The 12303-nt window shown below is 70.2% G+C and carries 12 protein-coding genes and 1 pseudogene; 2 read left to right on the top strand and 11 right to left on the bottom strand.

Annotated features, from left to right (window positions below):
- Positions 1-43: 43 nt before the first annotated feature.
- Positions 44-316, bottom strand: a complete 273-nt coding sequence (locus M503_RS0113920; protein WP_231472379.1) for a helix-turn-helix domain-containing protein — start codon at positions 314-316, stop codon at positions 44-46.
- 93 nt (positions 317-409) lie between these two features.
- Here M503_RS0113920 and M503_RS0113915 point away from each other — a divergent pair, with 93 nt between their 5' ends.
- Positions 410-667 (top strand): hypothetical protein, encoded by a 258-nt coding sequence (locus tag M503_RS0113915; RefSeq protein ID WP_037061517.1) that lies wholly within the window; start codon positions 410-412, stop codon positions 665-667.
- Positions 660-779 (top strand): annotated as a pseudogene (locus M503_RS17850) (Arm DNA-binding domain-containing protein); the annotation flags it as partial. The gene M503_RS0113915 and the pseudogene M503_RS17850, both read left to right, overlap by 8 nt.
- A 326-nt stretch (positions 780-1105) precedes the next feature.
- Here the strand turns inward: M503_RS17850 and M503_RS0113905 are convergent.
- The 10 genes from M503_RS0113905 to nirB all read right to left on the bottom strand — a co-directional run bounded on the left by M503_RS0113905 (position 1106) and on the right by nirB (position 12280).
- A complete protein-coding gene (locus M503_RS0113905) occupies positions 1106-1705 on the bottom strand; it encodes a NapC/NirT family cytochrome c (RefSeq protein ID WP_028918750.1) in 600 nt (199 codons plus the stop codon).
- A 3-nt stretch (positions 1706-1708) separates the two neighbouring features.
- Positions 1709-2269: a nitrate reductase cytochrome c-type subunit gene (locus M503_RS0113900; RefSeq protein ID WP_028928311.1), complete on the bottom strand. Its 561-nt coding sequence runs from the start codon at positions 2267-2269 to the stop codon at positions 1709-1711.
- A 10-nt stretch (positions 2270-2279) separates the two neighbouring features.
- Positions 2280-4775 (bottom strand): periplasmic nitrate reductase subunit alpha, encoded by a 2496-nt coding sequence (gene napA, locus M503_RS0113895; RefSeq protein ID WP_028918751.1) that lies wholly within the window; start codon positions 4773-4775, stop codon positions 2280-2282.
- The gene (locus M503_RS0113890) at positions 4772-5080 is read right to left on the bottom strand and encodes a chaperone NapD (protein WP_028918752.1); all 309 of its coding nucleotides are present in this window, start codon (positions 5078-5080) and stop codon (positions 4772-4774) included. Before M503_RS0113890 ends, napA begins: the two co-directional genes overlap by 4 nt.
- Complete coding sequence (locus M503_RS0113885) at positions 5077-5577, bottom strand: ferredoxin-type protein NapF (protein WP_051414658.1); 501 nt, start codon at positions 5575-5577, stop codon at positions 5077-5079. The genes M503_RS0113890 and M503_RS0113885 overlap by 4 nt, the downstream gene beginning before the upstream one ends.
- Positions 5578-5582: 5 nt before the next feature.
- Positions 5583-5747 (bottom strand): periplasmic nitrate reductase, NapE protein, encoded by a 165-nt coding sequence (locus M503_RS0113880; RefSeq protein ID WP_028918754.1) that lies wholly within the window; start codon positions 5745-5747, stop codon positions 5583-5585.
- A 137-nt stretch (positions 5748-5884) separates the two neighbouring features.
- Complete coding sequence (cobA, locus tag M503_RS16585) at positions 5885-6631, bottom strand: uroporphyrinogen-III C-methyltransferase (RefSeq protein ID WP_028918755.1); 747 nt, start codon at positions 6629-6631, stop codon at positions 5885-5887.
- Between the two features lie 65 nt (positions 6632-6696).
- On the bottom strand, positions 6697-9465 hold the full coding sequence (locus M503_RS0113870; RefSeq protein ID WP_037061514.1) for a nitrate reductase: 2769 nt from the start codon (positions 9463-9465) through the stop codon (positions 6697-6699).
- Entirely contained in the window at positions 9465-9821 is a 357-nt protein-coding gene (nirD, locus tag M503_RS0113865) for a nitrite reductase small subunit NirD (RefSeq protein WP_037061509.1), read from the bottom strand. Before nirD ends, M503_RS0113870 begins: the two co-directional genes overlap by 1 nt.
- Before the next feature lie 2 nt (positions 9822-9823).
- Positions 9824-12280, bottom strand: coding sequence for a nitrite reductase large subunit NirB (nirB, locus tag M503_RS0113860; protein WP_037061507.1), 2457 nt, complete (start codon positions 12278-12280; stop codon positions 9824-9826).
- Positions 12281-12303: the final 23 nt, after the last annotated feature.

The following is a 12303-nucleotide window of genomic DNA, read 5'->3' as shown; positions in this document are numbered from 1 at the left end:
CGATCTTCCCGGATCGCGTTCTCAGGTACTGATTCCGGGCCGATCAGGCCAGCCCGGCATCTTCATCAACATAGGTCAGCAACTCGCCTGGCTGGCAGGCGAAGTACCGGCAGAGCTTGTCGATGATCTCCGTGCCGATGTTCGCGCCCGGCTGGTTGGCCATCTTGGACAGCGTCGCCCGGTGAATGCCCGTCGCATCGGCCACTTCCGTCAGCGACACGACGCGTCGCTCCTTGAAGGCTTTGTCCGCGATCAGCTCGGTCAGGCGGAATCTAATCATGAACGGTTCTTGAATATCGTCGCCGGGAGGCGACATTTGTCGTTGACAAGCGCCTCTCGTCGTCTATGATCACCAACAAGCGTCGCCTTTACGCGACATCCGTTGACGTCACTCGACAGGAGCGCCCAGATGGAAACTTACATCACCACCGATGAACTCGCCACCCGCATCCACTACGACGCACGGACCATCCGCCCCCGCCTGAAGGACGCCGTGCTGCTCGAAGGCGTCCACTACATCCGTCCCTTCGGTGGCCGCAAGCTCCTCTTCATCCGGGAGGCGATCCAGCGGGACATTGGCAAGTTCTCCGCCGGCCGGGCGCCCATGGGCTCGGCCGCGGTGGCCGGCGGCATCCCGATGGCCAGCGGCGCCATGATCCATGGCTAAGGTCCGCGCCCGCCCCGAATCCGGGTTGCTGTACCTGGACTTCTTCTTCCGCGGCGTCCGCTGCCGGGAACAGACCGCCCTGCCCGACACCGTGGAGAACCGCTGGCGGGTCCAGGCCCTGATGAACCGGATCTCCAGGGAGATCAAGCAGGGCCTGTTCGACTACGCGGCAATGAATCGCACCGGGTCGGCCTGGCGGCTGGCGTGCTCGTAGTACGTCGACGGGGCGATCGGCAGCACCCTGCAGATCGGCTCAGCTCGGCAACGGTCTGTTCGAGGCGGGCGATCTTCGCGTCGCGCTCGTCGTCGCCGGCCTGGGCCAGCGCCGGCACGGGCAGCAGCAACGCAAGCAGCAGCGGGCTTGCCTTGTACATGACGACCTCCAGCGGGCCGGGCCCGTGGTCGTTCAACCGGGCGTCCGCGCCTGCGGCGCGGGCGTCATCCCTGTGGCACGCCGGCCATGTTCGGCAACTGGTGGGCGATGCCCTTGTGGCAGTCGATGCAGGTGCGTTCGCCCGTGCGCAGCCACAGGCCGTGGATCTGCGCGGCGCGCGGGCTCTGCCGGGTCAGGTCCATCGAATCGAAGTCGTGGCAGTTGCGGCACTCCAGCGAATCGTTCGCCTTCAGTCGCGACCATTCGTGGGTGGCCAGCACCAGGCGCTCGTCGAGGAACTTCTCGCGGGTGTTGATGGTGCCGAAGATCTTGCCCCAGACCTCCTTGGAGGCCTGCATCTTGCGCGCGATCTTGTCGGTCCAGTTGTGCGGTACGTGGCAGTCCGGGCAGGTGGCGCGCACGCCGGAACGGTTGGTGTAGTGGATCGTGCTCTTCAGCTCCTGGAAGACGTTGTCGCGCATCTCGTGGCAGCTGGTGCAGAACTTCTCGGTGTTGGTCGCCTCCAGCGCGGTGTTGAACCCGCCCCAGAACAGGATCCCGGCGACGAACCCGGCCACGGTGAGGAAGCCCAGGCTGTAGTAGCGGCTGGGCGAGCGCAGCGTGTCCCACAGCGACCTCGCCCACAGCCGGCTCCGCTTCCACATGGCTCAGTTCCCCCCCGGCGGCGGCGCGGCCAGCACGCTGTCGATGTCCTTGAAGCCGTTGGCGACCAGGGTCGGCGCGTCGGTCTGGACCACGTGGCACTGGTTGCAGAAGTAGCGGCGCGGCGAGATCGTGGCCAGGAACTGGTCGTCGCGGTCCATGTAGTGGGTGACGCTGACCGGCGGCGCCTGGAAGGTGGCGGCGTTGGCGCGCGCGTGGCAGAGCATGCAGCGGTTGCTGTTGCGGTCGACCTGGTAGCCGTCGATGGTGTGCGGGATGGTCGGCGGCTGCATCGGGTAGTTGCGCAGGCGGCTCAGGTCGGTGTTCTCCACCCGCGCCATCGGCGGCGGGTGTCCTTCCTGGTCGACCGGCACGCCCCGGCGCAGCCGGTCCAGCTGCCCGCCTTCGGGGATGAAGATCGCGCGCGCGTCCACCGGGACGCGTCCGTCGCCGGCGGCCTGCGCCGGCTCGCCATGGTGGCGGCTGCCGATCATCCAGCCGACGGCGAACACCAGCACCGCCAGCAGCACCAGGACGACCGCGACGATCAGTGGCTTGTTGCGCATGGGATGCCTCCTAGGCGACCACGACCTTCACGGCGCACTTCTTGTAGTCGGTCTGCTTCGAGATCGGATCGGTCGCGTCCAGCGTCACCTTGTTGATCAGCTGGCCGGCGTCGAACCAGGGCACGAACACCACGCCCGGTGGCATGCGGTTGCGCCCGCGCGTCTCCAGGCGCGAGCGCATCTCGCCGCGCCGCGACACCACCCGAACCTCGTCGCCGCGCTTGAGCCCGCGCCTGCGCGCATCGTCGGGGTTCATGAACACGCAGGCCGCCGGGAACGCGCGGTACAGCTCGGGGATGCGCATGGTCATCGAGCCGGAGTGCCAGTGTTCCAGCACGCGCCCGGTGACCAGCCACAGGTCGTACTCGGCGTCGGGCGACTCGGCCGGCGGCTCGTACGGCAGCGCCCACACCACCGCGCGGTTGTCGGGGAAGCCGTAGAACTTGTGGCCCTCGCCCGGCTTCACGTACGGGTCGGAACCCTCGATGTAGCGACGGCGCGTCTCCTTGCCGTCGACCACCGGCCAGCGCAGGCCGCGCGCCTGGTGGTACATCTCGAACGGCGCCAGGTCGTGGCCGTGGCCGCGGCCGAAGGCGGCGTATTCCTCGAACAGGCCCTTCTGCACGTAGAAGCCGAAGTGCTCGGACTCGTGGTTGGAATAGCCTTCCTCGATGTCCGACAGCGGGTAGCGGTCGACATTGCCGTTGCGGAACAGCACCTCGAACAGGGTCTTGCCCTTGAACTCCGGATTGGCGGCCAGCAGCTCCGCCGGCCAGCACTCGTCGGTGGTGAAGCGTTTGGAGAACTCCATCAGCTGCCACAGGTCCGACTTCGCCTCGCCGGGCGCGTCGACCATCTGGTGCCAGAACTGGGTGCGGCGCTCGGCATTGCCGTAGGCGCCTTCCTTCTCCACCCACATCGCCGCCGGCAGGATCAGGTCGGCGGCCTGGCAGGTCACGGTCGGATAGGCATCGGAGACGACGATGAAGTTGTCCGGGTTGCGGTAGCCCGGCCAGGCCTCCTCCATGATGTTGGCCGCCGCCTGCATGTTGTTGTTGACCTGCACCCAGTAGGCATTGAGCTTGCCGTCGCGCAGCGCGCGGTTCTGCTCCACCGCGTGGTAGCCGGGCTTGGGGTTGATCGTGCCGTGCGGCACCTTCCAGATCTCCTCGGCGTGCCTGCGATGCTCGTCGTTGGCCACCAGCATGTCCGCCGGCAGGCGGTGGCTGAAGGTGCCGACCTCGCGCGCGGTGCCGCAGGCCGAAGGCTGGCCGGTCAGCGAGAACGGGCTGTTGCCGGGCGTGGAGATCTTCCCGGTCAGCAGGTGGATGTTGTAGACCATGTTGTTGGCCCACACCCCGCGGGTGTGCTGGTTGAAACCCATGGTCCAGAACGAGGTGACCTTCACGTCGGGGTCGGCGTACAGCTCGGCCAGCTGCTGCAGCCAGCCGCGCTCGACGCCGCTCATCTCCACGGCCCTGTCGAGCGTGTACGGCCGCACGAACTCGGCGAACTGCTCGAAGCTGATCGGCTCGCCGCCGTTGGGATCGTCGGCATTGGCGGCCGCCTGCTGCAGCGGATGCTCCGGACGCAGGCCGTAGCCGATGTCCTGGTTGCCGCGCTTGAAGTTCAGCCGGTTCTCGACGAAGAACCTGTTGACCCTGCCCGACTGGATGATGTGGTTGGCGATGTAGTTGAGGATGACCAGGTCGGTCTGCGGCTTGAACACGATCGGGATGTCGGCCAGCTCGAAGCTGCGGTGCTCGAAGGTCGACATCACCGCCACCTTGACGTGCGGGTGCGACAGCCGGCGGTCGGTGATCCGGGTCCACAGGATCGGGTGCATCTCGGCCATGTTCGAGCCCCACAGCACGAACGCGTCCGCGGCCTCGATGTCGTCGTAGCAGCCCATCGGCTCGTCCATGCCGAAGCTGCGGATGAAGCCGAATACCGCCGAGGCCATGCAGTGGCGCGCGTTCGGGTCGATGTGGTTGCTGCGGAAGCCGGCCTTCATCAGCTTGTTGGCCGCGTAGCCCTCCCACACCGTCCACTGCCCGGAGCCGAACATGCCGATCGCGTCGCCGCCCTTCTCCTTCAGCACCTTGCGGAACTGCTCGGCCATCACGTCGAAGGCCTCGTCCCAGCTCACCGGGGTGAAGTCGCCGTCCTTCGCGTAGGCGCCGTTCTTCTTGCGCAGCAGCGGCGTGGTCAGGCGGTCCTCGCCGTACAGCACCTTGGACAGGAAATAGCCCTTGACGCAGTTGATGCCGCGGTTGACCTCCGAATGCACGTCGCCGTGGGTGGCGACCACGCGGCCGTCGCGGACGGCGACGTTCACGCTGCAGCCGGTGCCGCAGTAGCGGCACGGCGCCTTCGACCACTTCAGCGCGGTCATGTCGCCTTCGGTGATGACGTTGCTGGTGCCACCGGGCAGCGGCAGGCCGGCGGCGGCGGCCGCGGTGGCGATGGCGCTGTTGCGGATGAAGTCGCGGCGGGTCGTGCTCATGCGGGGACTCCGGTGTCCGGTGCCTGCGGGCAGGGTTCGTCCAGCGCGGCGGCCGGTTCGGCGTGGTGGTAGACGAGGAGGACGTTGAGCACCCCGGCCACGGCCTGCAGCTGGTCGACGCGGTCCATCGCCGCGTGCCGCTGCGCCGATTCGCACAGGACCACGCTGCGCGTCGGCCCGGGGATGGCCAGTTCCAGGTCGGGACAGGCGGCGACCATCGCGGCCAGCGCCGCGCCGGCGTCCTCGCGGTGCTGGACCACGAAGCTGGCGATATGGACCTCGTCCTCGCGCACGCGGGCGTTCATGCCGCTTCCTCCAGGGGGGCCCGTTCCAGGGCAATGGCGCCGGCGGGACAGACGCCGACGCAGGCGCTGCATCCCGTGCAGCGGAGCGGGTCGATGCTGGCGGCGCCGCGGCCACCGGGCGGGACGCGGATGGCCGCTTCGGGACAGACGTCGCGGCAGCTGGCGCAGACCACGCCATGCGCGGGCAGGCAGCCAGGTTCCACGCGGGCACGCCACGGCCAGCGCGTCGGCGCCGCGAAGTCCAGCGCCGCCGGTTGGCACGCGCGCACGCAGTCGCCGCAGAAGGTGCATTCGCCGGCCTGCGGATCGAAGCGCGGGCGGCCATCGGGATCGGGCGACAGGACGCCTTCGGGACAGGCCCGGATGCAGGCATCGCAACCCGTGCAGCGGGAGGCGAACTCCGCCGCTTCATGGGCCCAGGGCGGACGCAGCATGGGTCCACCCGCCGCGCCGCCGGTCAGCAGCGCGCGTCGCGACATCGGCCGGTTCGCGTCCATGGCGCTCATGCGCTCGGTGGCCCGGCGAAGAGCAGCTGCCACATCCACACCAGGAAGCCGTAGCCGGCCACGGCCAGGATCGCGAGCAGCGGGAAAATCACCCCCACCACCAGCAGGAACGCGATGCGCTCCTGGTTGCGGGTCCGCACCTCCTGGCTGTTCTGCTCCATGTGCCTACCTTCGCAGGATGGGTGACGCAGCAGTGCAGCACCGAGCCTACCACCAGCAGGCGTTGCCGTGCGCTGCACTGCGGCATCGCATCGGGTGTACGAGCGGATGCTTCGGCCCTACGCCGAAGCTTGCCGGTTCAGGCGCAGGATGCCGCCTGCGGCAACGACGGCGTCGCGGCGTCGGCGACGACGGCTTCCGCCAGCGAACCGCCGACCAGGATCACGCCCGGTGCGCCGGGCGGCAGCGTTGCCGCCGCCGCGCACAACCCGTCCAGGGTGGCGACGACGCGCTGCTCGCCACGCTGGCTGGCCGCCTGCACGATCGCCGCGGGCGTGTCGCCGCACAGATGCCGGCGCAGTCCGGCGCAGATTGACTCCAGCCGGCCCATGCCCATGTAGATCGCCAGGGTGGTGCCGGTGCGCGCCAGCGCTTCCCAGTCCGGCTCGCCGTGGTCGGCGGTATGCGCGGTGACGAAGGTCAGGCCATGGCAGTGGCCGCGATGGGTCAGCGACACCCCCAGCGACGCGGCCGCGGCAAACGCGGCGCTGACGCCGTTGACGATGCGCACCGGCACGCCGGCCTCGCGCAGGAAGGCGATCTCCTCGCCGGCGCGGCCGAACAGCAGGGCGTCGCCGCCCTTCACCCGCACCACCCGCAGGCCCTGCAGCGCGTAGCGGCGCATCAGCCGGCAGATGAAGGCCTGCGGGGTGGAACGGCAGCCGCCGCGCTTGCCCACGCGCAGCACCCGTGCCTGTGGCGCCAGCTCGACGATGGCCGGATCCACCAGTTCGTCCAGCAGCAGGACCTCGGCCTGTTCCAGCGCACGTACGGCCTTGAGGGTGAGCAGCTCCAGGTCGCCGGGGCCGGCGGAGAGCAGCACCACTTCCGCGGGATCCTGGCGGGCCGGCCTGGTGGGCGTGGTGGTGTGCATGGGTGCCTCCATCGGGTTCATGCGCTGGCCGCCTCGCGGGCCAGGCGGGTGAGCTGGGGAATGCAGGAGCCGCAGACCGTGCCGCAGCCCAGCCGTTGCTTGAGTGCCGGCACGTCGGCGCCGTTGCGCACTTCGGCACGGATCGCCGACTCGGTGACCTGGCGGCATACGCACACGGTGGGATCGCGCGCCGGGCCGGCCACGGTGGCAAACGCGGCCAGGCGCGGGCCGTGCCAGGCCGCGCCGGACAGCGCGGTGCGCAGCAGCGCCTCGCCACCGGGCTGTGCATCGGTCCACAGCAGGCCGTCGATGAACTGGCCTTCGGCGTCGCCGCGCCAGGCCAGGCGCTTGAGCAGGCCGCGGCGCACGTCGCGGTACTCGAGCGTGTCGACGCCCGGCGCCAGCTCCAGCGCGCGGTCCAGCGCCTCCAGCCACGCCGCCGGCATCGCCTCCGGCGCGGCGGCACGCAGCACCAGCCAGCCGGCGCCTTCAGGCGCGCCGGCTTCCGCGTGCAGCGACAGGCCGGCGTAGCCGCAGTCCTTCAGCAGCGGCTGCACCGCCTCGCGCAGGGCCAGCACCTCGCCGCGGCGCGCGGCCAGCAGGTGCCAGCCGAAGCCGGCCTTCTCCACCCGCACCGCCGCGTGCTTGAGCTCGGGCTGGCGCGAGCGCGCATCCACCGCCGGCTGGCTCACCTCGTTGATGCCGCCGCTGGACAGGTACTGCCCGCTCCAGTGCATCGCCGCGAACACGGCGCCGGAGGCGACCTCGTCGGACAGCTCCAGCGGCAGCACCAGTTCGCCGCGGCGGCTGGCGATGCGTACCAGCTCGCCGGCCCGCAGGCCGCGCCGTGCCGCGTCCTCCGGATGCATGCGCAGCGCCGGCTCCGGGCTGTGCGCGAACAGTTCCGGCAGCCGGCCGGTGCGCGACATGCCATGCCACTGGTCGCGCAGCCGCCCGGTGAGCAGGCGCAGCGGATAGCGCGCCGAGGTTTCCTCGGCGACCGGCCGGTAGGGCGTGGCGTGGAAGCGCGCGCGACCGTCGGCGGTGGCGAACACGCCATCGCCGTAGCGGCGCGCCTGCCCTTCCGCGGCGTCGCGCGGGAATGGCCATTGCTGCGGGCCGGTCTGTTCCAGCCGCGCATAGTCGAGGCCGCCGATGTCCAGGTCGCGGCCCACGGTCAGCGCGCGGTGCTCGTCGAAGATCCGCGCCGGGGTGTCGGCCTCGAACAGCGGCGGCGCGCCCGGTGCCGCCAGCCGTGCTTCGAGGCGCAGCGCGACCTCGCGCGCGATCCACCAGTCCGGCCGCGCCCGCCCGGGCGGCGCCACCGCCGCACGCACCCGCGAGATGCGGCGCTCGGAATTGGTCATCGTGCCCTCCTTCTCGCCCCAGGTGGCCGCCGGCAGCAGCACGTCGGCGAAGGGCACGGTGTCGGTGCCGGCGAAGGCCTCCTGCACCACCACGAATTCGGCGCGCTGCAGCGCCTCGCGCACCGGGCCGATGTCGGGCATCGAATGGGCCGGGTTGGTGCAGGCGATCCACACCGCCTTGACCTTTCCGGCGCGCACCGCCTCGAACAGCTCCACTGCGGCCAGCCCCGCTTTCGGCGACAGGCTGCCAGGCGGCAGCCGCCACAGCGCCTCGACTTCGCCGCGGTGCGCGGCGTCGCCGATCTCGCGGTGCGCCGCCAGCATCGTCGCCATGCCGCCGACCTCGCGCCCGCCCATCGCATTGGGCTGGCCGGTCAGCGAGAACGGGCCGGCGCCGGGGCGGCCGAGCTGGCGCGTGGCCAGGTGCAGGTGGATCAGCGCCAGGTTCTTGTCGGTGCCGTGCACCGACTGGTTCAGGCCCATGCAGTACAGCGACAGCGCCGCCGGGCTGCGCCCGAACCATTCGGCCGCGGTGACCAGGTCCTCGACCGGCACGCCGCAGAGCTCCGCGGCCATGCGCGGGGTGTAGTCGCGCAGCACCCGCTTCAGCTCGCCGAAGCCGCGGGTATGGGCTTCGATGAAGGCGGTGTCGAGCAGGCCTTCCCACACCAGGTGGTGGAGCATGCCGTTGAACAGGGCCACGTCGGTGCCCGGCTGCAGCTGCAGGTGCAGGTCGGCGACGGCCGCCGTGTCGGTGCGGCGCGGATCCACCACGATCCAGCGCACCTGCGGATCGCGCGCGCGCGCCTCCTCCAGCCGCCGGAACAGCACCGGATGCGCCCACGCGGCATTGCTGCCGGCGAACAGCACCGTCTTGGCGTGCTCCAGGTCGTCGTAGCAGGTCGGCGGGCCGTCGGCGCCGAAGGCCAGCTTGTATCCGGTCACCGCCGCGGACATGCACAGCCGCGAATTGGTGTCGATGTTGTTGGTGCGCAGCAGGCCCTTGGCCAGCTTGTTGAAGACGTAGTAGTCCTCGGTCAGCAGCTGCCCGGAGAGATAGAACGCCACCGCGTCCGGACCATGGCGCTCGACCACCCGGGCCAGGCGCTCGGCCACCGTGTCCAGGGCCAGCGCCCAGTCCACCGGACGCCGCGCCTCCTGGCGGTGATGGCGCAGTTCCGGCACCAGCACGCGGCCGTGCAGGCTGCGCGCGGTCCCGGCGAGGGTGCGGCCCTTGCTGCACAGGCGGCCATGGTTGGCCGGATGCTGCGGATCGCCCTCCATGCCGGTGATCCGCTCGCGACCGGCGGCATCGCGTTCGCTGTGCACCAGCACGCCGCAGCCGACGCCGCAGTAGCAGCAGGTAGAACGCGTCGTACGCCGGCCGGCGCGCGCGTCCGGGGCGCCGGTGCCGTCCATCAGGCGGCGGCCTCTTCCGCCGCCTGCCCGAGCGGCAGCAGCGACAGCCACACCTCGCCGTCGCGCAGCTGTACCGGGTAGCGGCGCACGCACCCCACGTCCGGCGCGCAGGCCTGGCCGCTGTCCAGGCCGATGTTCCAGCCGTGCAGCGGGCAGGTCACCGTGTCGCCGCTGACGATCCCCTGCGACAGCGGGCCGCCGCGATGCGGGCAGCGGTCGGCCAGCGCGAACACGCGCGCCGGTGCGGGACGGAACAGGGCGATGCCGTCGCCGCCGGCGCGTTCGAGCACGCGTGCGCCCAGCAGCGGGATGTCCTCGATCGCGCAAACGCGCACCCAGGCTCCGGTCTCGGTCATGCTCAGTCCTCCAGGGCCACGGCGATCTGCCGGTCGAGCTTGAGGGGCTGGTACTCGCGCGCCTGGGTACCGGCCACGCGCGCCGCCCACGGATCGGGCAGGCCTTCCAGCGCGTACAGCAGGCGCTCGTACAGGGCGCGGCGGTTGGCCGCATCCTCCACCACCTTCTGCCTGACGTAGTCCAGGCCGACGCGGGCGATGTAGTGCACGGTGCGGTCGAGGTAGTAGGCCTCCTCGCGGTACAGCTGCAGGAAGGCGCCGACGTATTCCTTCACCTCGTCGGACGTGGCGACCTTGCACAGGAAGCGCGCCACCTCGGTGCGGATGCCGCCGTTGCCGCCGACATGGATCTCCCAACCCGATTCCACGGCGATGATGCCCACGTCCTTGATGCCGCTTTCCGCGCAGTTGCGCGGGCAGCCGGACACGGCCAGCTTGACCTTGTGCGGGCTCCACATGTTGGCCAGCATCGTTTCCAGCTCGATGCCCATGCGCGTGCTGTCCTGGGTGCCGAACCGGCAGAACTCGCCGCCCACGCAGGTCTTCACCGTACGGATCGACTTGCCGTAGGCGTGGCCGGACTTCATTCCCAGGTCGCGCCACACGCCGACCAGGTCTTCCTTGCGCACCCCGAGCAGGTCGATGCGCTGGCCGCCGGTGACCTTCACCATGGGGATGGCGTACTTGTCGGCGACGTCGGCGATGCGGCGCAGCTCGGACGGATTGGTCACGCCGCCCTTCATCTGCGGCACCACCGAGAAGGTGCCGTCCTTCTGGATGTTGGCGTGGGCGCGCTCGTTGATGAAGCGGCTCTGCGGGTCGTCGACGGCCTCGCGCGGCCAGGTCGAGAGCATGTAGTAGTTGATCGCCGGGCGGCAGGTGGCACACCCGTTCGGCGTGCGCCATTCCATGAAGGCGTAGGCCTGGGCATGGCTGACCAGGTGGTGTTCGCGGATCGCCTGGCGCACCTCACCGTGGCTGAGCGTGGTGCAGCCGCAGACCGCCTTGGTCTTCGGCGTCTCCTGGAAGTTGGAGCCCAGGCAGTTCATCAGGATCTGCTCGACCAGGCCGGTGCACGAGCCGCAGGAGCTGGCGGCCTTGGTGTGTTTCTTGACCTCGTCGACGGTGAACAGGCCCTGCTCGCGCACGGCCTTGACGATCGTGCCCTTGCACACGCCGTTGCAGCCGCAGACCTCGTCGCCGTCGGCCATCGTCGCGGCGCGGTCCTGGCCGGCGGTGCCGGACTCGCCCAGCGCGGTCTCGCCGAAGGCCAGGGTGTCGCGGCGGTCGCCGACCACGCTGCCGTCCTTGATCTGGCGGAAGTACCAGGCGCCGTCGGCGGTGTCGCCGTACAGGCAGGCGCCGACCAGGCGGTCGTCGCGGATCACCAGCTTCTTGTAGACGCCGCCGGCCGGGTCGGACAGCACGATCTCCTCGCTGCCCTCCCCGCCCATGAAGTCGCCGGCGGAGAACAGGTCGATGCCGGTGACCTTGAGCTTGGTCGACACCGCCGAGCCGCGGTAGATGCCGATGCCCCAGGTCGCCAGGTGGTCGGCGCAGATCCTGGCCTGCTCGAACAGCGGCGCGACCAGGCCGTAGGCCACGCCGCGGTGGCTGGCGCACTCGCCCACCGCGTACACGCGCGGGTCGTAGGTCTGCAGGGTGTCGTTGACCACGATGCCGCGGTCGCAGTGGATGCCGGCGGCTTGGGCCAGCGCGGTATTGGGGCGGATGCCGGCGGCCATCACCACCAGCTCGGCGGGGATTTCCGAGCCGTCGGAGAAGCGCACCGCGGCGACCTCGCCGGCGTCGTTGCCGACGATCTCGGTGGTCGAGGTGTTGAGGCGGAAGTCCAGGCCGCGCTCGCGCAGCGACTTCTCCAGCAGCGCGCCGGCGACCGGATCCAGCTGCCGTTCCAGCAGCCAGCCGGCCAGGTGCACCACGGTGACCTGCATGCCGCGCAGCTTCAGGCCGTTGGCGGCTTCCAGCCCGAGCAGGCCGCCGCCGATCACTACTGCATGCTTCTTCACCCGCGCCGTTTCGATCATGGTGCGGGTGTCGTGCATGTTGCGGTAGCCGATCACGCCCTCCAGGTCCTTGCCGGGCACCGGCAGGATGAAGGGCAGCGAGCCGGTAGCCAGCAGCAGGCGGTCGTACTCGGCCTCGGTGCCGTCGGCGGCCACCACCTTGCGCTGCACCCGGTCGATGCGGGTGACTTCCTTGCCCAGGTGCAGGGTGATGCCGTGCTCCGCGTACCAGGACAGCGGGTTGAGCACGATGTCGTCGAAGTCCTGTTCGCCGGCCAGTACCGGCGACAGCAGGATGCGGTTGTAGTTGGGGTGCGGCTCGGCGCCGAACACGGTGATGTCGTACATCCCCGGGGCCAGCTTCAGCAGCTCCTCGAGCGTGCGGATGCCGGCCATGCCGTTGCCCACCACCACCAGTCGCGGTTTCCTCATCGTCGTTCCTTGCGCGTGTTCTT

This window comes from Pseudoxanthomonas suwonensis J47 (genome assembly GCF_000513955.1).
GTDB lineage: Bacteria > Pseudomonadota > Gammaproteobacteria > Xanthomonadales > Xanthomonadaceae > Pseudoxanthomonas > Pseudoxanthomonas suwonensis_C.
This window is presented reverse-complemented; position numbering and strand designations above follow the sequence as displayed.

Bases quoted from the DNA above. Each gene is read 5' to 3' on its own strand.
- M503_RS0113920 (WP_231472379.1), bottom strand. From the start codon at position 316: ATGTCGCCTCCCGGCGACGATATTCAAGAACCGTTCATGATTAGATTC.
- M503_RS0113915 (WP_037061517.1), top strand. From the start codon at position 410: ATGGAAACTTACATCACCACCGATGAACTCGCCACCCGCATCCACTAC.
- M503_RS0113905 (WP_028918750.1), bottom strand. From the start codon at position 1,705: ATGTGGAAGCGGAGCCGGCTGTGGGCGAGGTCGCTGTGGGACACGCTG.
- M503_RS0113900 (WP_028928311.1), bottom strand. From the start codon at position 2,269: ATGCGCAACAAGCCACTGATCGTCGCGGTCGTCCTGGTGCTGCTGGCG.
- napA (WP_028918751.1), bottom strand. From the start codon at position 4,775: ATGAGCACGACCCGCCGCGACTTCATCCGCAACAGCGCCATCGCCACC.
- M503_RS0113890 (WP_028918752.1), bottom strand. From the start codon at position 5,080: ATGAACGCCCGCGTGCGCGAGGACGAGGTCCATATCGCCAGCTTCGTG.
- M503_RS0113885 (WP_051414658.1), bottom strand. From the start codon at position 5,577: ATGGACGCGAACCGGCCGATGTCGCGACGCGCGCTGCTGACCGGCGGC.
- M503_RS0113880 (WP_028918754.1), bottom strand. From the start codon at position 5,747: ATGGAGCAGAACAGCCAGGAGGTGCGGACCCGCAACCAGGAGCGCATC.
- M503_RS0113870 (WP_037061514.1), bottom strand. From the start codon at position 9,465: ATGGACGGCACCGGCGCCCCGGACGCGCGCGCCGGCCGGCGTACGACG.
- nirD (WP_037061509.1), bottom strand. From the start codon at position 9,821: ATGACCGAGACCGGAGCCTGGGTGCGCGTTTGCGCGATCGAGGACATC.
- nirB (WP_037061507.1), bottom strand. From the start codon at position 12,280: ATGAGGAAACCGCGACTGGTGGTGGTGGGCAACGGCATGGCCGGCATC.